Annotated in this window: 20 protein-coding genes; 13 read left to right on the top strand and 7 right to left on the bottom strand. The window is 67.2% G+C overall.

The window, feature by feature from the left end:
* Positions 1 to 43 precede the first annotated feature (43 nt).
* Together IMX13_RS07675 and IMX13_RS07680 are read left to right on the top strand one after the other, a co-directional pair.
* On the top strand, positions 44 to 976 hold the full coding sequence (locus IMX13_RS07675) for a phosphate/phosphite/phosphonate ABC transporter substrate-binding protein (protein WP_193396136.1): 933 nt from the start codon (positions 44 to 46) through the stop codon (positions 974 to 976).
* Positions 973 to 3,099, top strand: coding sequence for an EAL domain-containing protein (locus IMX13_RS07680; protein WP_053520089.1), 2,127 nt, complete (start codon positions 973 to 975; stop codon positions 3,097 to 3,099). The genes IMX13_RS07675 and IMX13_RS07680 overlap by 4 nt, the downstream gene beginning before the upstream one ends.
* 60 nt (positions 3,100 to 3,159) lie before the next feature.
* On the opposite strand, the gene epmB is transcribed toward IMX13_RS07680, so the two are convergent.
* A complete protein-coding gene (gene epmB / locus IMX13_RS07685; protein WP_053520088.1) occupies positions 3,160 to 4,176 on the bottom strand; it encodes an EF-P beta-lysylation protein EpmB in 1,017 nt (338 codons plus the stop codon).
* Between the two features lie 121 nt (positions 4,177 to 4,297).
* Between epmB and efp the strand changes: the two genes are divergently transcribed.
* The 5 genes from efp to IMX13_RS07710 all read left to right on the top strand — a co-directional run bounded on the left by efp (position 4,298) and on the right by IMX13_RS07710 (position 8,519).
* Complete coding sequence (gene efp / locus IMX13_RS07690) at positions 4,298 to 4,864, top strand: elongation factor P (RefSeq protein WP_053520087.1); 567 nt, start codon at positions 4,298 to 4,300, stop codon at positions 4,862 to 4,864.
* A 162-nt stretch (positions 4,865 to 5,026) separates the two neighbouring features.
* Positions 5,027 to 6,370, top strand: coding sequence for a TRZ/ATZ family hydrolase (locus IMX13_RS07695; RefSeq protein WP_053520086.1), 1,344 nt, complete (start codon positions 5,027 to 5,029; stop codon positions 6,368 to 6,370).
* A 24-nt stretch (positions 6,371 to 6,394) separates the two neighbouring features.
* Positions 6,395 to 7,111 carry a bifunctional 2-polyprenyl-6-hydroxyphenol methylase/3-demethylubiquinol 3-O-methyltransferase UbiG gene (gene ubiG / locus IMX13_RS07700; protein ID WP_193396137.1) on the top strand — a complete coding sequence of 239 codons (717 nt, stop codon included), beginning with the start codon at positions 6,395 to 6,397 and terminating at the stop codon, positions 7,109 to 7,111.
* Positions 7,108 to 7,803 carry a phosphoglycolate phosphatase gene (locus IMX13_RS07705; RefSeq protein ID WP_053520084.1) on the top strand — a complete coding sequence of 232 codons (696 nt, stop codon included), beginning with the start codon at positions 7,108 to 7,110 and terminating at the stop codon, positions 7,801 to 7,803. Before ubiG ends, IMX13_RS07705 begins: the two co-directional genes overlap by 4 nt.
* An 11-nt stretch (positions 7,804 to 7,814) precedes the next feature.
* Positions 7,815 to 8,519, top strand: a complete 705-nt coding sequence (locus IMX13_RS07710) for a squalene/phytoene synthase family protein (protein ID WP_065175504.1) — start codon at positions 7,815 to 7,817, stop codon at positions 8,517 to 8,519.
* Between the two features lie 254 nt (positions 8,520 to 8,773).
* Here IMX13_RS07710 and IMX13_RS07715 read toward each other — a convergent pair whose 3' ends face one another.
* From IMX13_RS07715 to yidD, 3 genes are read right to left on the bottom strand one after another with little or no spacing between them, the layout of a single operon-like run.
* Positions 8,774 to 9,619 carry a M23 family metallopeptidase gene (locus IMX13_RS07715; protein WP_065181928.1) on the bottom strand — a complete coding sequence of 282 codons (846 nt, stop codon included), beginning with the start codon at positions 9,617 to 9,619 and terminating at the stop codon, positions 8,774 to 8,776.
* A complete protein-coding gene (locus tag IMX13_RS07720) occupies positions 9,619 to 10,965 on the bottom strand; it encodes a dihydroorotase (protein WP_053519682.1) in 1,347 nt (448 codons plus the stop codon). Before IMX13_RS07720 ends, IMX13_RS07715 begins: the two co-directional genes overlap by 1 nt.
* Before the next feature lies 1 nt (position 10,966).
* Positions 10,967 to 11,221, bottom strand: coding sequence for a membrane protein insertion efficiency factor YidD (gene yidD / locus IMX13_RS07725; RefSeq protein WP_193396138.1), 255 nt, complete (start codon positions 11,219 to 11,221; stop codon positions 10,967 to 10,969).
* A gap of 272 nt (positions 11,222 to 11,493) precedes the next feature.
* On the opposite strand from yidD, the gene dksA reads away from it, so the two are divergent.
* Entirely contained in the window at positions 11,494 to 12,711 is a 1,218-nt protein-coding gene (gene dksA / locus IMX13_RS07730; protein WP_128989529.1) for an RNA polymerase-binding protein DksA, read from the top strand.
* 569 nt (positions 12,712 to 13,280) lie between these two features.
* Here the strand turns inward: dksA and IMX13_RS07735 are convergent.
* Genes IMX13_RS07735 through cysS form a run of 3 tightly spaced genes read right to left on the bottom strand, consistent with a single transcriptional unit; the run spans position 13,281 to position 16,389 of the window.
* Entirely contained in the window at positions 13,281 to 14,528 is a 1,248-nt protein-coding gene (locus IMX13_RS07735; RefSeq protein WP_111186432.1) for an MFS transporter, read from the bottom strand.
* The gene (locus IMX13_RS07740; protein WP_053519686.1) at positions 14,525 to 14,977 is read right to left on the bottom strand and encodes a SufE family protein; all 453 of its coding nucleotides are present in this window, start codon (positions 14,975 to 14,977) and stop codon (positions 14,525 to 14,527) included. The genes IMX13_RS07735 and IMX13_RS07740 overlap by 4 nt, the downstream gene beginning before the upstream one ends.
* A 35-nt stretch (positions 14,978 to 15,012) precedes the next feature.
* Complete coding sequence (cysS, locus tag IMX13_RS07745) at positions 15,013 to 16,389, bottom strand: cysteine--tRNA ligase (RefSeq protein WP_065181932.1); 1,377 nt, start codon at positions 16,387 to 16,389, stop codon at positions 15,013 to 15,015.
* A gap of 187 nt (positions 16,390 to 16,576) precedes the next feature.
* On the opposite strand from cysS, the gene IMX13_RS07750 reads away from it, so the two are divergent.
* The 5 genes from IMX13_RS07750 to IMX13_RS07770 all read left to right on the top strand — a co-directional run bounded on the left by IMX13_RS07750 (position 16,577) and on the right by IMX13_RS07770 (position 22,311).
* Positions 16,577 to 17,146, top strand: coding sequence for a hypothetical protein (locus IMX13_RS07750; protein WP_193396139.1), 570 nt, complete (start codon positions 16,577 to 16,579; stop codon positions 17,144 to 17,146).
* 319 nt (positions 17,147 to 17,465) lie between these two features.
* Positions 17,466 to 18,476 (top strand): N-acetylornithine carbamoyltransferase, encoded by a 1,011-nt coding sequence (locus IMX13_RS07755; RefSeq protein ID WP_053519689.1) that lies wholly within the window; start codon positions 17,466 to 17,468, stop codon positions 18,474 to 18,476.
* A gap of 60 nt (positions 18,477 to 18,536) precedes the next feature.
* Entirely contained in the window at positions 18,537 to 19,733 is a 1,197-nt protein-coding gene (locus IMX13_RS07760) for an argininosuccinate synthase (protein ID WP_053519690.1), read from the top strand.
* 85 nt (positions 19,734 to 19,818) lie between these two features.
* On the top strand, positions 19,819 to 20,907 hold the full coding sequence (locus IMX13_RS07765; protein WP_053519691.1) for an acetylornithine deacetylase: 1,089 nt from the start codon (positions 19,819 to 19,821) through the stop codon (positions 20,905 to 20,907).
* A 75-nt stretch (positions 20,908 to 20,982) separates the two neighbouring features.
* On the top strand, positions 20,983 to 22,311 hold the full coding sequence (locus IMX13_RS07770) for an acetylglutamate kinase (protein WP_053519692.1): 1,329 nt from the start codon (positions 20,983 to 20,985) through the stop codon (positions 22,309 to 22,311).
* Positions 22,312 to 22,313: the final 2 nt, after the last annotated feature.

Here is a 22,313-nt window from a genome sequence, read left to right on the forward strand (position 1 = left end):
GTTCTCATTTTTTCGGGTAGTCTGTCCGGATACCCAGGGGGGGATGAAACCGGTGTCGGGTCTGCGAACGGCAATGCAGGGGGCGCTGCTGAGCCTGGCCATGGTCCTGCTGGCCGGAACGGTGCGCGCTGCGCCGGATCCGGTGCTGGTGCTGGGCCGGATCAGCGACGATCCCAAGGCCCATTACCAGCAGCTGCAGCCGCTGCTGGACTACGTGGTGGCACGCATGCACGACGTCGGCATCCAGGAGGGGAGGATACTGATGGCGCGTGATCCGCAGCAGATGGCCAGCTATCTGCGGCGGGGGCAGGTCGACTGGGTCACGGAAACCGCCGGAACCGCAGTGGCGCTGGGTCAGCGCAGCGGTGCGCGGCCGTTGCTGCTGACCGAGCGCAATGGCGTGCGTGAGTACCAGACCGTATTCTTCGTGCGCCGCGACAGCCCGTTCCAGCGGCTGGAGGACCTGCGGGGCCACCGCCTTGCGCTGCAGAACACCGCATCCACCAGCGCCTACCTGGTGCCGGTGATGACGTTGCTGGGCCACGGGTTGTCCCCACAGATCCTCGCGGGTACGTGGGACGCTCCGGGCACGGACAGCGTCGGCTATGTGTTCGCCCGCAGCGAGCTGAACATCGCCACCTACGTGCACAAGGGCGTGGCCGATGGGGGTGCGGTGAGCAGCGTGGACTGGAACGATGAACGGCGCATGCCGCGGGCGTTCCGGCGCGACTTCCGCGAACTGTTGCGCACGGAGCCCTATCCTCGCGCCGTGGAGGTGGTGCGCGCCGACCTGGATGCACGCGTCCGTAACCGCCTGCAGGAGGTCCTGCTGCAGGCGGCCAGTGATCCACAGGCACAGGCGGCGCTTCACCGTTTTTTTGGTACTTCCGGTTTCCACCGCGTCGACGCGCATGCGCAGCAGCGGCTGGATGAATTGAAACAAGGATTGACGCGCGTGCGGATGGAAGTGGAATGAAGTGGCTCGGCTCGGGAATGCAGGCGCGGTTCCTGCTCGCGATGGGCGGGGCGATGCTTGTGGTGGTGGCGATCCTGGCGGTGCTGCTGGGGCGGCAGGCGGCGATGCAGAGCGAGGTGCGCAACCTCAGCGGCGGCGTCATCCATGAACTGTTCGACCGCAGCGTGCGCAGCCGCGGCGAAGCGATCGCCCGTGAGCTTTCCGATGCGCTGGCCAACCCGCTGTACTACCACGATCTGGACCAGGTCGGCGCACTGGTGCGCAGCACGTCGCGGCAGCCCGTGGTGCGCTATGTGCTGGTGTTCGACGAACGTGGCCGGCTGGTGCACGACGGTTCGGTGGAGGTCGCCGCCTTCGGTCAGCCGATGGGAGACCCCCTTGCACCGGGCGCGATCGCCGCGCGGACGCTGGTGGTGCAGCAGTCGCCAAAGGTGCTCGACAACACGATGCCGATCATGGTCGGCAACCAGCGCATCGGCGGCGTCCGCGTCGGCATGGCGCTGGACGAAGTGCAGCAGCGCGAGCAGGCCGCCAACGCAACGCTGGGCGAGCGCCTGCAGCAGGTCGGCAGCCGTCATCTGGGCTGGCTGCTGCTGATGCTCGGCCTGCTGGTGGTGATCGGCGTGGCGGTGATCTTCTACGTGCAGCGCACCCTGGTCGCGCCGATCCGCGACCTGGCGGTGGCGGCCCGTCGCATCGAAGCCGGCGACTACCAGGCGCCGCTGCTGGAGAATACCCGCGACGACGAGGTCGGCGAGCTGGTGCGGGGATTCGCCCGCATGCGTGATGCCATCGCCCGCCACGACCGCGAGGTGCGGCACATGGCCTACACCGACGCACTGACCGGCCTGACCAACCGCTTGGCGTTCCGCGAAGCTCTGGACCACCGGCTGATGGCCGCGCGTGCGTCCAAGCAGCGGTTGGGCCTGTTGTTTGCGGACATCGACGATTTCAAGCGGGTCAACGATACCCTCGGGCATGAAGCGGGCGACGAAGCACTGCTGCAGTTTGCCCAGCGGATCGGCCGCGCCGTCGCCGAGGCCGGGGGCGATGAGGCGCTGCTGGCCCGTTTTGGCGGCGACGAGTTCGTGATCCTGGTCGGCGACGGCGATGTCGCTGCCAATGCGCGGCTGCTGGCCGAGGTGCTGGTGCGCGAACTGGGCAAGCCGCTGGTGGTGCAGGGCAGGGAGCTGTTCCTGGGCACCTCCATCGGCGTGACCCTGTTCCCGGACGATGCCGCAGACGCGACCACACTGCTGAAGAACGGCGACATCGCCATGTACCAGGCGAAGATGGCCGGCAAGAATTGCTACCGGTATTACAGCCGGGCGATGGACCATGCGGTCGAGCGCCGCGTGCACATGGAACAGGAACTGCGCGGCGCCTGGGAGCGCGGCGAGCTGCGCCTGGCCTACCAGCCGATCTTCCGCACCCGCGACCGGCGGATGGTCGGCGTCGAGGTGCTGCTGCGCTGGCAGCATCCCACTCTGGGCACGATCCCGCCGTCGGTGTTCATCGAAGTGGCCGAGCAGAGCGGGCTGATCGAGGTGATCGGGCCGAAGGTGCTGCGCGCGGCCTGTATGGAAGCGTCGCAGTGGCCGCGCAGTGCGGGCGGCGATGATCTGTTCGTGTCGGTGAACGTGTCGCCCCGGCAGCTGCGTGGCGGCGAGCTGCCGTCACTGGTCGCACAGTGCCTGCATGAGTCGGGGCTGCCGGCTTCGCGCCTGCATCTGGAACTGACCGAGACCGCCGTGATCGGTGATGAGATGGTGGCCGCGCAGTTGCTGGACAAGCTGCATCGCACCGGCGTCAAGGTGTGGCTGGACGACTTCGGCACCGGCTTCTCGGGCTTGAGCCACCTGCGCCAGGTGCCCGTGGACGGCGTGAAGATCGACAAGAGTTTCATTGCCGACATGCAGCGTGATCCGGACGACCTGGCGCTGACCACGGCGATCATCGCCATGGCCCACGCGCTGGGCATCACGGTGGTTGCCGAGGGCATCGAGCAGCAGGCGCAATTCGAGCTGCTGGCCCAGCGTGGCTGCGATCTTGGCCAGGGCTACTGGCTGAGCCACCCGGTCACCGCGACCGAAGTGGTGCGGATGATCGAGTCCGGCGTCTGAATCCTGGTTCAGGGGTCAGATCCCTTTCTGCAGGAAACGGCTCTGACCCCGGCGGGATCGTTACAGCGGGCGCTTGCTCGGGTCGCCGGGCAGTTCCCGCACCAGCTTGGGAACCAGGTAGCCGGACAGGCGCGCGGTCAGGCCGGCGATCAGCTCCCTGGCGCGGGTGTCATCCACCTCGAAGTGGGCCACGCCCTCGACCCGGTCCAGCTGGTGCAGGTAATAGGGCAGCACGCCGGCGGCAAAGCTGCGTTCGCTCAGTTCCTGCAGCGCCTGCACGCTGTCGTTGACGCCACGCAGCAGCACTGCCTGGTTCAGGAGCTGGGCGCCGGTGCCACGCAGGCGCGCCATTGCCGCGTCCACGCTGGCATCGAACTCATTGCCATGGTTGGCATGGACCACGATCGCCAGCGGCCACGGCAGGCTGCCCAGCCAGGCCAGCAGCTCGTCGTCGACCCGTTCCGGCAGCACGATCGGCAGCCGGGTGTGGATGCGCAGGCGACGGATGTGCGGAATCCGCCGCAGCGCGTCGGTCAGTTCGACCAGCTTGTGGGTGGCCAGCGACAGCGGATCCCCCCCGGACAGGATCACTTCGTCGATATCCGGATCGGCGGCGATGGCGTCCACCGCTTCCCACCAGCCGCCCTTGGCGGCATTCTCAGCGGCGTAGTCGAAGTGCCGGCGGAAACAGTAGCGGCAATTGATTGCACAGCTGCCGGTGGCGATCAGCAGCGCCCGGCCCCGGTACTTCTGGATGACCCCGGTCGCCTTCCTGGCCGCACCATCGCCCACCGCGTCGAAGCTGAACCCGGGAACGACCTGCATCTCGTCATTGACCGGCAGCACCTGGCGCAGCAGCGGGTCGGCCGCATCGCCCTTGCGCATGCGGGCCACGAACCCGTCCGGTACGCGCAGCGCGAACTGGGCCATGGCCGCCTCGGACACGCCCAGTGCGACCGGATCCAGCTCCAGCCGCGCCAGCAGTGCGTGCGGGTCGCGCAGCGCCTGGCGCCAGAGTTCCTGCCAGCGTGCTGGTGCACCCGGCGACGACGGGCGGGGAAAGGCGGAAAGCTGCATGGAGAGGGGGCCTGCGGTTATCATGGGGGCAGAAAAACAGTCGCCCACCGGCATCCGGTGGGCTTTCCATTCTACCGGCTCGCCGCACCCGCGGCGGTTTTGCCATTTGAGGAGCTTGAGCATGGCCACTGTGGGCATGAATGACGTCAAGAACGGGATGAAGATCCTGGTCAACAATGAACCGGCGGTCATCACCGATACCGAATACGTCAAGCCGGGCAAGGGCCAGGCGTTCACCCGCGTCAAGTACCGCTTCATCCGTTCGGGCCGCGTGGTCGAACTGACCATGAAGGCGACCGACGACCTGGAAGTGGCCGACGTGGTCGACACCGACATGAACTACATGTACAGCGATGGCGAGTACTGGCACTTCATGGATCCGGAGACCTTCGAGCAGGTCCAGGCCGACAAGGCCGGCATGGGCGGCGCCGAAAAGTGGCTGAAGGGCGAGGAAGCCTGCATCGTGACCCTGTTCAACGGTGCGCCGATCTTCGTGCAGCCGCCGAACTTCGTCGAGCTGAAGATCACCGAAACCGATCCGGGCGTCCGCGGTGACACCTCCGGCGGTGGCGGCAAGCCGGCCACGCTGGAAACCGGTGCCGTGGTCCGCGTGCCGCTGTTCGTCAACCAGGATGAAGTCATCCGGGTCGACACCCGTTCGGGCGAGTACTCCTCGCGCGTGAAGTAATCCGGCGCAGCCGGATGACCTGTGAGCCGGGCCCAGGCCCGGCTTTCCGGGCATCGCCCGGAACCCGTTGCCGGCGTCTACGGCGCCGCAACGGACAGCCGCCGGGCGTGGCCCGGCGCTACCGCCTCCCGTGAGGTTCTCCCCCCAGCCAAGTGAGCCTGCATGAGCGACAGCCCGCACCTCCCCGAAGCCTGCGACCTGCTCATCGAAGCTGGCTACGTCGTTCCGATCGAACCGCATGCCGTGGTGCTGGAAGACCATGCCGTAGCCGTGCGTGGCGGCGAGATCGTGGCCGTGCTGCCGCGTGCCGAAGCGCGGGCGCGCTTCCGTGCCGCGCAGGTGGTCAGCCGTCCGGACGCCGCGCTGATGCCGGGCCTGGTCAACGCGCACACGCACAACCCGATGACCCTGCTGCGCGGCGTTGCGGATGACCTGCCGCTGATGACCTGGCTGCAGGAGCACATCTGGCCGGTGGAAGCGGCGGTGATCGGCCCCGAGTTCGTCGCCGACGGCACCACGCTGGCGATTGCCGAGATGCTGCGCGGCGGCACCACCTGCGCCAACGAGAACTACTTCTTCGGCGACGTGCAGGCGGCGGTCTACAAGAAGCATGGTTTCCGCGCGCTGGTGGGGGCGGTCATCATCGATTTCCCGACCGCCTGGGCGAAGAGCGACGACGAGTACTTCGCCAAGGCCGGTGAACTGCACGACCAGTGGCGCAACGACAGTCTGATCGGCGTCGCGTTCGCACCACATGCGCCCTACACGGTCAGCGATGCCAATTTCGAGCGGGTGCGGATGCTGTCCGACCAGCTCGACATGCAGGTGCACCTGCATACCCATGAGACCGCGCAGGAAGTCAGCGACTCGATCAGGCTGCATGGCCAGCGTCCGCTGGCGCGACTCGATCGCCTCGGCCTGGTCAATGACCGGTTGATCGCGGTGCACATGACCCAGCTGACCGACGCGGAGATCCACCTGTGCGCCGAGCGTGGCGTCAGCGTGGTGCACTGCCCGGAATCGAACCTGAAACTGGCCTCCGGCTTCTGCCCCGCCTGCGCCCTGCAGCGCGCAGGCGTGAACCTGGCCATCGGTACCGATGGCTGTGCCAGCAACAACGACCTGGACATGTTCAGCGAGAACCGCACCGCGGCGATCCTGGCCAAGGCTGTCGCCAACGACGCCACTGCGCTGGACGCGGCCACCACGTTGCGCGCTTCCACGCTCGGCGGTGCCCGTGCGCTGGGCTTCGGCGAGCGGATCGGCTCGATCGAGGTGGGCAAGCAGGCCGATCTGGTCTGCGTGGACCTGTCCGCGCTGGAAACCCAGCCGCTGCACAACGTGCTTTCGCAACTGGTGTACGCCACCGGCCGGCAGCAGGTGAGCGACGTCTGGATTGCCGGCAAGCCCAAGCTGGTGCAGCGCGAGCTGGTCGGCATGGACCTGCCGGGCATCATCGCCAACGCGCGCCAGTGGCGCGAGCGCATCCGCCATATCCGCGCCTGAACCCCGGCGCTGCAAGGATTCCCCATGACTGCCCCCCATGCTTCCTCCAATTTCGATCAGGCCGAGCTGAACAAGTTCGCCGCACTGGCCAACCGCTGGTGGGACGCCGATGGTCCGCAGAAGCCGCTGCATGCACTGAACCCGGTGCGCCTGAAGTACGTGGCCGACCGCGTGCCGCTGCGCGGCGCACGTGTGCTCGACATCGGCTGCGGTGGCGGCCTGCTGAGCGAAGCACTGGCCCAGGCCGGCGCCGATGTCACCGCCATCGATCTGGCCCCGGAGCTGGTCAAGGTCGCGCGGCTGCACGCACTGGAAAGTGGTGCCAAGGTCGACTACCGGGTGCAGGCCGCCGAGGACCTGGCCGCTGAACAGCCGGGCAGCTTCGATGTGGTGACCTGCATGGAGATGCTCGAGCACGTGCCGGACCCCGGCGCGATCATCGAGGCCTGCAGGCGGCTGCTGAAGCCGGGGGGGCACCTGTTCCTGTCGACCATCAACCGCACGGCCGCCGCATTCGCGGTGGCCATTGTCGGTGCCGAATACGTGGCGCGCCTGTTGCCGAAGGGCACCCACCACTACCAGGAATTCATCAGGCCGGCCGAACTGGCACGCTGGTTGCGCGAGGCTGATCTGCAGCTGGCCGATGTCAGCGGCATGGCATACGAGCCGTGGCGCAACCGTGCCCGCCTCAGCACCCGCACCGACATCAACTACCTGGCCTACGCAGTCAAGCCGGCATGACCGCCACGCACTTCCCGCGCGCGGTGCTGTTCGACCTGGACGGCACCCTGCTGGACAGTGCGCCGGACTTCGTTGCCACCTGCGACGCCATGCTGGCCGAACGTGGACGCGCGTCGATCGATCCGGCGCAGCTGCGCCCGGTGGTGTCCAAGGGCTCGCGGGCGATGATCGCGGCGGCCTTCCCGGACCTGGATGCGCATGCGCGCGACGCCCTGATCCCGGAGTTCCTGCAGCGCTATGAAGCGTTGATCGGCCAGCACGCGGTGCTGTTCGATGGCGTCGCCGGCATGCTCGCCGCGCTCGATGCTGCTGGAACGGTATGGGGCATCGTTACCAACAAGCCCGAGTACCTGGCGCGGTTGATCCTGCCGCAGCACGGTTGGCAGCAGCGCTGCGCCGTGCTGGTCGGCGGCGACAGCCTGGCCGAGCGCAAGCCGCACCCGCTGCCGCTGCTGCACGCTGCGCAGGCGATCGGTGTCGCGGCAAGCGACTGCGTGTATGTCGGCGACGACGAGCGCGACATCATCGCGGCGCGCGCCGCGGCCATGCCATCGGTGGCAGCGCTGTGGGGCTACCGCCTGCACAGCGACGACCCGTTGGCCTGGCAGGCCGATGTACTGGTCGAGAACGCCGCACTTCTGCAACTGGCCAGCCTGTGGCCAACCCGGCCGGCACGCCCGGCCCACCCGTAAGGACGATCGTAGTGAGCAGCACCGCGCTGGAAAGCTTCCTCGACAAATGGCGCAGCCGTTGGCCGGAATGGTCGGTGGCCGCGCCGTTCGTGGCCGAATCGCACCGTGAGTTGGCCGTAGCGTGGTTCGCGCTGCTGCAGGAATTCGACGACATGCTCAATACCAGCGGCGATCCGTTGCCGGCCGATGCCAAGCTGGCATGGTGGGGCGAGGAGCTGCGCAGCTGGGAAGGACAGCGTTCGCGCCATCCGTTGGGTCGTGTGCTGGAACCGGTGCGTGCGCCGTGGGCGCGGTTGGCGGAAACGCTGCCGGATCTGGTGGAGGCACGCACCGTCGCGCCGGATGCGGCCAGTGCCGAAGCCGCGCTGGCCCGCTACGCTGAAGCAGTCGCGGCCGTGGAAGTGGTGTTGTTCGATGACAGGCCGCGGACCGGTGCGGGCCGGGCCGTGCAGTTGCAGACGCTGGCCCAGCGCCTGCAGGACGCAGGCGTGGCCGGCGTGCCGCGCAGCCTGCTGGACGAGGACACCCGCTCCGCCGCGCAGCGCTGGGCGCAGCACCTGTTGAAGGGGTGGGGCGCGCGCGTGCCCGGGCCGCGCCCGCGCCGCGTGTGGTCCAGCCTGGCCCGTGCACGCCTGACGGCCCAGGCGGCCGGCAAGCCGATCGAGGCGACCCCGCTGCGCACCCTGTTGCGGGTGTGGTGGGCCGCACGCGGCTGATTCCGTTGCCGCTGCGCTCGCCGGGCATGGCCCGGCGCTACCGGGTTGCAGGTTGTTGATTCCGTTGCCGCTGCGCTCGCCGGGCGTGGCCCGGCGCTACCGGGTCGCGTGTCGCTGATTCCGTCGCCGCTGCGCCGCCGGGCAATGGCCCGCCCCACCCGTTGGGGGCACTTGTAGCGCCCGGCCCGGGCCCCGCGGCCCGGTTTGGGGGGGGCGGGCCGCGCCGGCCCCCCCCCGGCGAGGGTGCACGCGGGTTACTTCCGCTCCAGCACCAGCAGCGGATCGATGCGGGTGTCGAACCAGTTCATGCCCCAGTGCAGGTGTGGGCCGGTGGCACGGCCGGTGGCGCCAACCGCGGCAATGACCTGGCCCTGCTCGACGCGATCACCGACCTTGACGTCGATGCGCGACAGATGCAGGAAGTTCGAGCTGACGCCGTAGCCATGGTCGATCAGCAGCGTGCCACCGGTCAGGTACAGGTCGGGGCCGGCAAAGGTGACCACCCCGGCGGCGGGTGCCTTCACCGGGGTGCCGGTGGGTACCGCGATGTCCATGCCGGAATGGCCGGCACCGGGCTGGCCATTGTAGACGCGGGCATTGCCGAAGCGGCCGCTGATGCGGCCCTGCACCGGCCAGATGAAGGTCTGGGTGAAGTCGGTGCGGTCATCGTCGCGGGCACGCGCGGCGGTTACCTGTGCCTGCTCGCGCTTGATCCGTTCGGCAATGGCGGGCGGAGGATTGACCGTCTTCGGCGGTACGCCGTTGACCCGTTCGGTCGGCCAGTCGCGCGGCGTCACCGAGATGGTGGCCGTTTCGCTGCCGCCGTCCGGGCGCTGCACCTGCACGCGCAGCGGCCCCTTTTCATCGCGGCCGATACCGAACACCACGCTGCCGTAACCGCTCACGCGCAGCGAGCGGCCGGCATACTGCACGCGGCTGCCGGCGGGAACCTTGCCGATCACCAGCGCGCCCTGCGACGCACTGGCAGGAAACACCACGCGGCTGTCGATCAGGCTGCCGATGCCATCCTGGGCCTGTGCCGCAGATACGGCCCAGAGGGGGGCGGCAACCAGCACCCCCAACATGAGGAACCCACGCATCAGCGGTCGTAGGTCAAGCGCTGGCCGGCCGGCTCGCCCACCAGCGTGCTGCCGTCCCACACCCGCTGGCCGTTGACCCAGGTGGAGGCGATGCGCGACCGGAAGGTCGTGCCTTCAAACGGCGACCAGCCGCACTTGGAGAGCACGTCCTCGCGCTTGACCGTGAACGGCACGTCTTCCACCAGCACGAGATCGGCGAAATAGCCTTCGCGCAGGAAGCCGCGCTGTTCCACGTCGAACAGCTGGGCCGGGGCATGCGCGAATTTCTGCACCACCTGCTCACGGGTCAGTTTGCCCTCGTGCACGCGCTCCAGTGCGGCCACCAGCGCGTACTGCACCAGCGGCAGGCCGGAGGGCGCCTGCGCATAGGGCTTCTGCTTCTCCTCCCAGGTGTGCGGGGCATGGTCGGTGGCCAGCACGTCCAGCACGTCGTCGGCCAGCGCGGCGGTGATCGCCTCGCGGTCGGCCACGTCCTTGATGGCCGGATTGCACTTGATCAGGTTGCCCTTGGTGGCGTAATCCGGGCGGGCGAAGTGCAGGAAGTGCACGCAGGTTTCGGCGGTGATCTGCTTGCGGCTGCCATCGGCCCGGATCAGCGGGCCCTTCTCGAACAGTGCCAGTTCGTCGGCGGTGGAGATATGCAGGACGTGCAGGCGGGTGCCGTGCTTGCGTGCCAGCGACAGCGCCAGCCGCGTCGACTTGATGCAGGCTTCGCGCGAACGGATGTCCGGGTGCATGTCCGGGGTCAGCGCGTCGCCGTATTTTTCCTGGAAGGCTTTCAGGTTGGCATCGATCATCGGCGTGTCTTCACAGTGCGTGATGATCGGGGTCGGACACTCGCGGAAGATCGCGTCCAGTGTTTCCGGGTTGTCCACCAGCATGTTGCCGGTGGACGCGCCCATGAACACTTTCACGCCCGGCGCCTTCTTCGGATCGAGCTGGCGGATGGCCTCAAGATTGTCGTTGCTGGCCCCGTGGTAGAAGCCGTAGTTGGCCCAGGCGCGGCCACGCGCCAGTTCGTACTTGGCTTCCAGGATGGTGGAGTCCAGCGTCGGCGGATTGGTGTTGGGCATGTCCATGAAGCTGGTCAGGCCACCGGCCACGGCCGCTGCCGATTCACTGGCGATATCGCCCTTGTGGGTCAGGCCCGGCTCGCGGAAGTGCACCTGGTCGTCGATCATGCCGGGCAACAGCCAGCGGCCGGCGGCGTCCACCACTTGCTCGCCCTCGCGCGGCGCCAGCCCGGTGCCGATCTGCGCGATGCGACCGTTCTCGATGCGCAGGTCGCCGTCGAAGGTGCGGCCTTCATTGACCATGCGGGCATTGGTGATGAGCGTGGAGGACATGTCAGTGTTTTCCTGTGCAACGGCATGAAGGGGTGTCGGTGCGTTCGGGCACGAGGTCGACACCGCCGGGGTGGAAGGGGTGGCAGCGGCCGAGCCGGCGCGCGGCCAGCCAGCTGCCGCGCAGCGGGCCATGCAGGGAGATGGCTTCCATCGCGTATTCAGAACAGCTGGGCACGAAACGGCAGCGTGGCCCCAGCAGGGGGCTGACGAAGCGCTTGTAGAAGCGCAGCAGGGCAATGAGCAGGCGCGAGATCACCCAGTCATCTTATGCCAGTTGGCATGAAGGCCGCATTTGTGCAGGATGGGCCGTTGGTCGCATGTCGCCGATGGCCTGCGACCGGTACCGGCACCTTCGGGTGCCGGCCAGGTTCCGTACCGCGCGAGGCGGTCCGTGTTCGTCGGACTGCCCCTTGGGGGCCTTGACTCCAGGACTGAATGGAGCGGGGCTGTCGAGGTTGCTGCTGCGGGTCGGGTAGGCTATAAAGGCCCGCTTTCCCGGGCCCCGGGGAATCCAAGGAAGAGCGTTTCGTGGCTGCTAAAAAAACTGCAAAGAAGGCCGCAAAGGCCGCCAAGAAAACCGCCAAGCCTGTTGTGAAGAAGTTGGCGGCAAAGCCCGTTGTCAAGAAGCCGGCGGCCAAGCCGGCGACCAAGGCAGCGTCCTCGCAACCGGCGGCCAGGAAGGCCACCGCGAAAAAAACGCCGGCCAAGGCAAGCAAAGCGGCCGTCAAGAAGGCCGCTGCGCCGGTCAAGGCCAAACCTGCTGCTGCCAGCAAGAAGGCGCCGGCAGTGAAAAAGGCCGCCAGCAAGGCGGTGCCGGTCAAGAAGGCTGCTGCCAAACCGGCTGCGAAGAAGCCGGCAGCCAAGCCGGCGCCGAAGGCGGCGGTGAAAAAGCCGGTTGCACCGCCAGCGGCAAAGAAGGCCGCGGCGCTCAAGCCGGCGGCCAAGCCTGCCGCTGTAAAGAAGGTCACCAAGAATATCGCCACGCCGGCTGCCAAGCCGGCACCGGCCCCCGTAGTGAAGTCCGCACCGAAGCCTGCCGCAACGCAGGCTCCGGCCAAGCCTGTCCCGGCCAAGACCGCGGCAGGTGCTGCAGCCAAACCGGCACCCAAGCCGGCCTCGGCCGCTGCACCTTCCGCGTCGACCGCCCCGCAATCCAAGAATCCCGTGCCCGTTTCGAAATCGCCTGCCAAAACCGCCGTGAAATCCGATCCCGCTCCGAAGACCGTGTCGCGCCCTGTCGGCAAGGTCGCCGTGGCCGTCGCCGCCCGCTCGGCCGCGCCGGCCCCGCGCAGCAAGTACAAGGTCGTCGAGTACAAGACCGACGAGGCCACCGGCCGCCCGATCCTGCCGGCCGGTTACAAGCCGTCGTCGGAAGAGGAATACATGAGCCCGCTGCAGCAGGAGTACTTCCGCCAGCGTCTGCAGAACTGGCGCGCGGACCTGGTGGAGGAGTCCAAGCAGACCATCGAGAATCTGCGCGAGGAAGTGCGTGACATCGGCGACGAGGCCGAGCGTGCGACCCGTGAGACCGAGAACTCGCTGGAACTGCGCACCCGCGACCGCTACCGCAAGCTGATCGGCAAGATCGACAGCACGCTCAAGCGCCTGGAAGCCGGTGATTACGGCTACTGCGTGGACACGGGTGAAGAGATCGGTCTGGAGCGCCTGGAAGCCCGCCTCACGGCCGAGCGCACCATCGACGCCCAGGAGCGTTGGGAGCACCTGCAGAAGCAGCAGGGCGACTGATTCCCGATCGTTGTCTCGTCATGCAGAAAACCCGGCCTTGGCCGGGTTTTTTGTTGGGTTCACGTTGGCTGTGTAGAGCAGCGCCTTCCGGGTATCGGGTGGAGCCCGCGGGTGGAGCCGGGCAGGACACGCTGCAAGTACATCCCTGTAAGCTCGGCCGCGGCATCCATGCCGCGGACGGTCCTGCCCGGCCCCACCCACAGGCTCTCGACGCTTCCCTGCGTGCGCGGCCGATGTAGAGCCGAGCCCACGCTCGGCTCAGGCCGAAGCCGGAGGGCAAGGAATAGCAAAAGCAAAAGCAGCCAAGCATGGCTTGGCTCTACCAGGAGCGGTCATGCGTGCGCTCGCGGCTGTTGGGTCCGCCTTGTAGCGAGCCGAGCACCGCAGGGCACTGGCGCGCAGCGCCGGCTCGCGGATGGCGGCGTGTTTCTTTGGTGACTTTCTTTGCACGAGCAAAGAAAGTTACACCCCGCCGCGGTCGCGGAAGAAGCCCGCCGGGCGCGGCCCGGCGCAACCGCTGCGTGGGCGCACGGAAATGCGCAGCCGAGCATGGGCTCGGCTCTACAGGTTCACTGCAGGTCGCGAAGATTCAACTTCCGCAGCGTCGGGTTCTTCCATGCCGTGATGCCGGCCACGCTCAGCACCGCGAAGCCCCCCAGCACCACTGCCGGTACCAGGCCCAGCAGTCGTGCCATCGTGCCGGCATAGAAGGCGCCCAGTTCGTTGGACGAACTGATGAAGATGCCGTTGATCGACGATACCCGCCCACGCATTTCCTCGGGCGTCGCCAACTGCAGGATGGTCGAGCGGACCACCACCGACACGCCATCGAAGGCGCCGTAGAACAGCAGGATCAGCGCCGACAGCCAGAAGTGCTGCGACAGCCCGAAACCGATCACGCACAGCCCGAAGCCCGCGACCGCAGACAGCAGCACCCGGCCGGCGTTGCGGTGCAGGGGGTGCCGGGCAAGCCACAGGCCCACGCCGATCGAGCCCAGAGCGGGCGCAGCGCGCAGGATGCCCAGCCCTTCGGGTCCATGGTGCAGGATCTCATGCAGGAAGGCGGGCAGCATTGCCACCACACCGCCCAGCAGCACCGAGAACATGTCCAGCGCCATCGCGCCGACCATGATGCGGTTGCCGACCACGAAGCGCGCACCTTCGGCGATGCTCTGGAAGATCGGTGCTGCGGGGCCGCTGTGCACCGGTTCCTCCACCTTCAGCGTGGCCAGGCAGGCCACTGCCACCAGCGCGAAGGCCGTCGCCACGCCATAGGACAGCCCCTTGCCTCCCAGGCCGACCAGTACGCCGCCCAGCGCCGGACCCACCACCATGCCGGCCTGGAACACCACGGCCCCCAGTCCCGCACCGCGTGCGAACTGCTCGCGCGCCAGCACGCGGGCGAACAATGCATTGTAGATCGGCGAAAGAAAGGCACGGACCATGCCGGTCAGTGCGATCGCCGCATAGATCGGCCATACGCCGTGGAACGGCAGCCAGCCCTTGGCCACGCTGGTCAGTACCAGTGCGGTGGCGATCAGGCCGGAGCAGGCGACCATTCCCAGCTTGCGTCGCGGTAGATGGTCGACCAGATAGCCGGCGAACGGGGCCACGCAGAAGAACGGCAGCACTTCGGCCAGACCGATCAGGCCCAGCGAGAACGGATTGCGGGTAACTTCGTAGATGTGCCAGCCGACGGTGACGGCCACCACCTGGTAGGACAACATGGCGAAGATGCGGTAGGCCAGCAGCTTGGCGAAGCCCGGCCGGGCCAGCAGGCCCAGCGCCGTGTCTTCGGCCGGGGCGGTCCCGCTCACGGGTGTCCGCGCTGCAGCTGGGCCTGCGCCGTCTCGCGGATGAAGGCCAGCATCGCTGCGACGCCGTTGCTGCGGGTCGGCGAAAGATGGCGGGCCAGGCCGATGTCCTGGATGTAGCTCGGCTGCGTGTCCAGGATTTCCTGTGCCGAGCGCCCGGAATAGACACGCAGGGCCAGGAAGATCAGGCCGGAGACGATCGCCGAATCACTGATGGCGTGGAAGCGCAGCGACTGCGCATTGCCTTCCGGAACGATCCAGACCATCGACTGGCAGCCGAGCAGGCGGTGTTCTTCGGTCTTCCACTCTTCGGGGAAGGCCGGCAGCTTGCGGCCTAGGTCGATCAGGTACTGGTAGCGCTCGGACCAGTCGCCGAAGAAGCCGAATTCCTCGGCGATGGCGGCCTGGGCCTCGGCGGTGGTGGGTTCAAGCGGGAACGGGGAGTCGATCACTGCAATCTCTTCGGTGGGGGCGTGGCGGGCGCGGATCAGCCGCGCTTGCGCGACCAGCGCACGCCCTGCGGGGTGTCTTCCAGCACGATGCCTTCGGCGGCCAGCTGGTCGCGGATGGCGTCGGAGCGGGCGAAGTCACGCGCCTTCTTGGCGGCGGCGCGTTCATCGATGAGGCCCTGGATGCGCGCATCCTCGCCATCATCGTGGGCAACGGTGCCGAACCACTGCGCCGGGTCGGCCTGCAGCAGGCCCAGCGCCAGACCCGCACCGAGCAGCTCGCCTTTCAGGCGCGCCTGTTCGGCGGGCTCGATGGCGCGGCGTGCTTCGGCGGCGATGCGCGCCAGTTCGGCCAGTGCCTGCGGCGTGTTGAGGTCGTCATCCAGGGTTGCCTCGATCGTGGCCGGGATCACCGCCACGGCCGGAACCGCGGCGAGCTCGCGCAGGGTGCCGTAGAGGCGGTCCAGCGTGCGCACCGACTGTTCGATCAGCGCGTCGGACCAGTCCAGCGGCTGCCGGTAGTGGGCCGACAGCAGGGCCAGGCGCAGCGCTTCCGGCGGGTGCTGGCGCACCAGGTCGTGCACGCGTTCGATGTTGCCCAGCGACTTGCTCATCTTGGCACCGCCGAAATTGAGCATGCCGTTGTGCAGCCAGAAGCGGGCGAAGATCTTTCCGCCATGGGCGCATTCGCTCTGCGCGATTTCGTTCTCGTGATGCGGGAACTGCAGGTCGACACCACCGGCATGGATGTCGATGGTCTCGCCCAGATGGGCGGCAGCCATCGCCGAGCATTCGATGTGCCAGCCGGGGCGGCCACGGCCCCACGGCGACGCCCAGCCCGGCAGGTCGTCGGTGGACGGCTTCCACAGCACGAAATCGCCTGGATCGCGCTTGTACGGCGCGACATCGACGCGGGCGCCGGCCAGCATTTCTTCCGGGTCGCGGCGGGAGAGCTTGCCGTAGCCATCGAAGCTGGCCACGGCGAACAGCACGTGGCCCTCGGCGGCATAGGCATGACCGTTGGCGATGAGCTGCTCGATCATGGTGATGATCTGCGGCATGTGCGCGGTCACTTCCGGTTCGATGTCCGGCGGCACCACGCCCAGCGCGGCCATGTCCTCGCGGTAGGCGGCGGCGAAACGGTCGGTGATGGTGCTGATCGGCACCCCCTGTTCGCGCGCGGCCGTGTTGATCTTGTCATCCACGTCGGTGATGTTGCGGGCGTAGCGCAGGGCGCCGAAACGCCGCCGCAGCAGGTCGGCCAGCACCCCGAACACCACCGGCCCACGGGCATTGCCGATGTGCACGTAGTTGTAGACCGTCGGGCCGCACACATACAGGGTCGGACAGGCCGGGTCGAGCGGAATGAACGGTTCGAGCTGGCGTGTCAGGTTGTTGTGCAGGCGCAGGGTCATGGGGGTGTGGCTGGGGGACAAGCCTGCGATTTTAGAACGTGTCGGCCCCCTTTGGGGCGACCGCCTGCCACCGGTGGACCCGGGGGCCACCCAGGTGGGGTGGGCAGGAGCGGCGCGGACGGGTAATGTTCAGCCCCTTGCGCTCGTCACTGCCTACACTATTGCCGTGTCCTTGCTCCCGTCGCCAATGAAATCCACCGCGTTGCTGACCCTGGCCTGGCTGTCGGCGTTGCCGGCCGTGGCTCTGGCCCAGGAGGGGGAGCCCCGCAACCGGGTGGTGATCGTGGAGAACGTGAAGTTCGACTACGCCCAGGTGCTGAACGTCGAGCCGGTGTTCCAGACCCTGCGCGCGACCCGGACCGAGGAGCACTGCGAGCCGGTGTCGACCCGGACCCTGGCCCCGGTGAATGTCACCGGCGAGGAGCCGACGGAGGACAAGGGCCGGATCAGCCGCTTCTGGGACTCGGTGCGCTCGATGTTCAAGCGCAGCGACGAGGAGGCGGTGGACGAGACCGCAGCCGAGGCGCCCACCGCGCCCACCGGTCCTACCAACAACGGGCCGATGCTGACCCGCGACTGCCGGATCGTTCCCGTCGGGCGCGAGTTCCGTCGGCCCATCGCCTACGACGTGGATTACGTCTACAGGGGCACCAAGTACCGCTCGCGCCTGCCGGAAGACCCTGGCAACCGGCTCAAGGTCCGGGTCTCGATCACGCCCTGGGTCGGCCCGGAGCAGGGCACCGCCAGCAATCCCTGATTCTGGGACCCCGGCCCCTTGCGCCGGCGCCGGCCGCGTGCAAAGATGCCCGGCCATGAAGCTCACCGACTTCCAGCACGACAGCAGCGCAGCCCGACAGGCGTCGGGTATGACCTCGCGTGCCCGTCGACCGGAACCCCACATTCTCGCTGGGTAACCGGAGCTTTTTGCTGTTCGTCCGATAGAAACCCAGCCCGCCGGCTGGGTTTTTTCGTTTCCGCTTCCTGAAAGCTTCAACTGCAACGATTTCACCCCACCTTTGGTTTCCGCATTTCCCTTCCACCGCGTCGAACCTGACGCCGCCACGCAAGGAAAGATGATGTCCCCCAAGCACTTCCTGAACACCCAGGACTGGAGCCGCAGCGAGCTTGATGCGCTGCTGACCCAGGCAGCGCTGTTCAAGCGCAACAAGCTCGGCGACCAGCTCAAGGGCAAGTCGATCGCGCTGGTGTTCTTCAATCCGTCGATGCGCACCCGCACCAGCTTCGAGCTGGGCGCGTTCCAGCTGGGTGCGCACGCGGTGGTGCTGCAACCGGGCAAGGATGCGTGGCCGATCGAGTTCAACCTCGGCACGGTGATGGACGGCGATACCGAAGAACATATCGCCGAAGTGGCCAAGGTGCTGGGCCGCTACTGCGACATCATCGCCGTGCGCGCGTTCCCGAAGTTCGTGGACTGGGCCTATGACCGCCAGGACATCGTGCTCAACAGCTTCGCCAGGTATTCGCCGGTGCCGGTGATCAACATGGAGACCATCACCCACCCGTGCCAGGAACTGGCTCACGTGATGGCGCTGCAGGAGCACTTCGGCACCCAGGACCTGCGCGGCAAGAAGTACGTGCTGACCTGGACCTATCATCCCAAGCCGCTGAATACCGCCGTGGCCAACTCGGCGCTGACCATCGCCACCCGCATGGGCATGGACGTGACCCTGCTGTGCCCGACCGCCGACTACATTCTCGACGACCGCTACATGGGCTGGGCCGAGCAGAACGTGGCCGAGAGCGGTGGTTCGCTGAAGATCAGCCATGACATCGACAGCGCCTACGCCGGTGCCGATGTGGTCTACGCCAAGAGCTGGGGCGCGCTGCCGTTCTTCGGCAACTGGGAGCCGGAAAAGCCGATCCGCGACCAGTTCAAGCACTTCATCGTCGACGAACGCAAGATGGCGCTGACCAACAACGGTGTCTTCAGCCACTGCCTGCCGCTGCGTCGCAACGTGAAGGCGACCGACGCGGTGATGGACTCGCCGCAGTGCATCGCCATCAACGAGGCCGAGAACCGCCTGCACGTACAGAAGGCGATCATGGCGGCGGTTGCCGGGCGCTGATTCTTTCCCATTCAAAAACCCCGCCGGGCATGGCCCGGCGCTACCAGGACATTACCCCCCATGAGCAACAAAGACGTCGTCCTCGCCTTCTCCGGTGGCCTCGATACCAGCTTCTGCGTGCCGTACCTGCAGGAGCGCGGCTACAACGTGCATACCGTGTTCGCCGACACCGGCGGCGTGGATGATGAAGAGCGTGATTTCATCGAGAAGCGTGCCGCCGAGCTGGGCGTGACCAGCCATGTCACCGTCAACGGTGGCCCGGCCATCTGGGAGGGCTTCGTCAAGCCGTTCGTGTGGGCGGGCGAGGGCTACCAGGGCCAGTACCCGCTGCTGGTCTCGGACCGCTACCTGATCGTCGATGCCGCGCTGAAGCGTGCCGCCGAGCTGGGCACCAACATCATCGCCCACGGCTGCACCGGCATGGGCAACGACCAGGTCCGCTTCGATCTGGCGGTGAAGGCGCTGGGCGACTACCAGATCATCGCGCCGATCCGCGAGATCCAGAAGGAGCACACCCAGACCCGCGCCTACGAACAGAAGTACCTGGAAGAGCGTGGTTTCGGCGTGCGCGCCAAGCAGCAGGCCTACACCATCAATGAGAACCTGCTGGGCGTGACCATGTCCGGTGGCGAGATCGACCGCTGGGAAGCTCCGGGCGAGGGCGCACGTGGCTGGTGCTCGCCGCGCAGTGAATGGCCGGAACAGGCGCTGACCGTCACCCTGAAGTTCGTCGAGGGCGAAGCGGTCGAGCTCGACGGCAAGGCATTGCCGGGCGACCAGATCCTGGCCCAGCTCAACAAGCTGTTCGCTCCGTACGGCGTGGGCCGTGGCGTGTACACCGGCGACACCGTGATCGGCCTGAAGGGCCGCATCGTGTTCGAGGCCCCTGGCCTGGTTTCGCTGCTGGCCGCCCACCGCGCGCTGGAAGACGCGGTGTTGACCAAGCAGCAGAACCGCTTCAAGCCGGACGTGGCGCGCAAGTGGGTGGAGCTGGTCTACGAAGGCTTCTATCACGACCCGCTGAAGACCGACATCGAAGCGTTCCTGAAGTCCTCGCAGGCCAAGGTCAACGGCGAAGTGGTACTGGAGACCCGTGGCGGGCGCGTGGACGCGGTGGCGGTGAAGTCGCCGCATCTGCTCAACACCAAGGGCGCCACCTATGCGCAGTCGGCCGACTGGGGCGTGGAAGAGGCGGAAGGCTTCATCAAGCTGTTCGGCATGAGCTCCACGCTGTACGCGCAGGTCAATCGCGGTTGACCGCGATTGCGCTGGGGCGCTCCAGCAGAGGCGATACGGTAGCGCCGGGCCATGCCCGGCGGAATTTCACAGGAACTGTTGATTCATGCTTGAACAGACACTCGATCACCTGCAGGCCCTGGTGTCCTTCGACACCCGCAACCCGCCGCGCGCGATCAGCACCGCTGGCATCTTCGATTACCTGCGCGCCAACCTGCCGGGTTTCACCGTTGAAGTGATCGATCACGGGGCCGGTGCGGTCAGCCTGTATGCCGTGCGCGGCACACCGAAGTACCTGTTCAACGTGCATCTGGACACGGTGCCGGATTCGCCACACTGGACTGCCGACCCGCACGTGATGCGCCGCCTGGACGATCGTGTGGTCGGCCTGGGCGTGTGTGACATCAAGGGCGCTGCGGCGGCGCTGGTGGCTGCGGCCAATGCCAGTGACGGCGACGCCGCGTTCCTGTTCTCCAGCGACGAGGAAGCCAACGATCCACGCTGCATCGCCGCGTTCCTGGCCCGTGGCATTGCCTATGACGCGGTGCTGGTGGCCGAGCCGACCATGAGCGAGGCCGTGCTCGCGCACCGTGGCATCAGCTCGGTGCTGATGCAGTTCGCCGGCCGTGCGGGCCATGCGTCCGGCAGGCAGGATGCCGCCGCCAGTGCGCTGCACCAGGCGATGCGCTGGGGCAATCGGGCCCTGGATCATGTGGATTCCCTTGCATCTGCACGCTTCGGTGGCCTGACCGGCCTGCGTTTCAACATCGGGCGCGTCGAAGGCGGGATCAAGGCCAACATGATCGCACCGGCAGCCGAAGTGCGTTTCGGCTTCCGCCCCCTGCCCTCGATGGACATCGATGCGCTGCTGGCGACCTTCGCGGGTCTTGCCGAACCGGAAGCCGCGCTGTTCACCGAAACCTTCCGTGGCCCCAGCCTTCCGGCCGGTGACATCGCCGAAGCCGAGAACCGCCGTCTGCTGGCGCGTGACGTGGCCGATGCACTGGAGCTGCCGATCGGCAACGCGGTGGACTTCTGGACCGAGGCCTCGCTGTTCTCCGCGGCAGGCTATACCACGCTGGTGTTCGGCCCCGGCGACATTGCCCAGGCCCACACGGCCGATGAGTTCGTGACGCTGGAGCAGCTGCAACGCTATACCGACGCCGTGCACCGCATCATCGGCGCCGGCGCCTGATCAACCCCACAACGCCGCCATGCCCCGGCATGGTGGAACTGCAACGCGGCGACCGCCGCCCGTGACGAAACCGAAATGTCTCCTGCCCTCCAGCCCCACCGCCAGACCCGCCAGACCATCGTGCGCCTGCTGTCCAGCATGGCCAGCGCGAAGGAGATCAGCCAGTACCTCAAGCGCTTCTCGCAGCTGGACGCCAAGCGCTTCGCCGTGGTCAAGGTCGGTGGCGCCGTGCTGCGCGACGATCTTGAAGCGCTGACTTCCTCGCTGTCCTTCCTGCAGGAAGTCGGGCTGACCCCGATCGTGCTGCACGGTGCCGGCCCTCAGCTGGATGCCGAGCTGTCCGCTGCCGGCATCGAGAAGCAGACCGTCAACGGCCTGCGCGTGACCTCGCCGGAAGCATTGGCGATCGTGCGCCGGGTGTTCCAGCAATCCAACCTGCGCCTTGTCGAAGCCCTGCAGCAGAATGGAGCGCGTGCCACCTCGATCACCGGTGGCGTGTTCGAGGCCGAGTACCTGGACGTGGACACCTACGGCCTGGTCGGTGAAGTGAAGAAGGTCAACCTGGCGCCGATCGAAGCCAGCCTGCGCGCCGGATCGATCCCGGTCATCACCAGCCTGGGTGAGACCGCCGGCGGACAGATCCTGAACGTCAATGCCGACTTTGCCGCCAACGAACTGGTGCAGGAACTGCAGCCGTACAAGATCATCTTCCTGACCGGTACCGGTGGCCTGCTGGACGAGGCGGGCAACGTCATCGATTCGATCAACCTGTCCACCGAGTACGACCACCTGATCGCACAGCCGTGGATCCACGGCGGCATGAAGGTCAAGATCGAACAGATCAAGGATCTGCTCGATCGCTTGCCGCTGGAATCGTCGGTGTCGATCACCCGCCCGGCCGATCTGGCCAAGGAACTGTTCACCCACAAGGGCTCAGGCACGCTGGTGCGCAAGGGCGAGAAGGTGCTGCGTGCGGCCACGTGGGACGAGTTGGACCTGCCACGCCTGAAGGGCCTGATCGAATCCAGCTTCGGCCGCACCCTGGTGCCGGACTACTTCCAGAAGACCAGGCTGCTGCGCGCGTACGTCAGCGAGAACTATCGGACGGCCGTCATCCTGACCAACGAGGCCGAAGGAGTCTATCTGGACAAGTTCGCCGTGCTCGATGATGCGCAGGGCGAGGGCCTGGGGCGTGCCGTCTGGAACGTGATGCTGGAGGAAACGCCTCAGCTGTTCTGGCGCTCGCGTCACGGCAATCCGATCAACCACTTCTACTACGCCGAATCCGACGGCTGCTACAAGCAGGACCAGTGGAAGGTGTTCTGGTTCGGTGCCGATGGCATCGACCGCATCCGCACCTATGTCGATCACTGCGCTGCACGCGCACCGAGCCTGCAGGGCTGAAC

The sequence above is a fragment of the Stenotrophomonas sp. B2 genome (genome assembly GCF_014947095.1).
Lineage (GTDB): Bacteria > Pseudomonadota > Gammaproteobacteria > Xanthomonadales > Xanthomonadaceae > Stenotrophomonas > Stenotrophomonas maltophilia_P.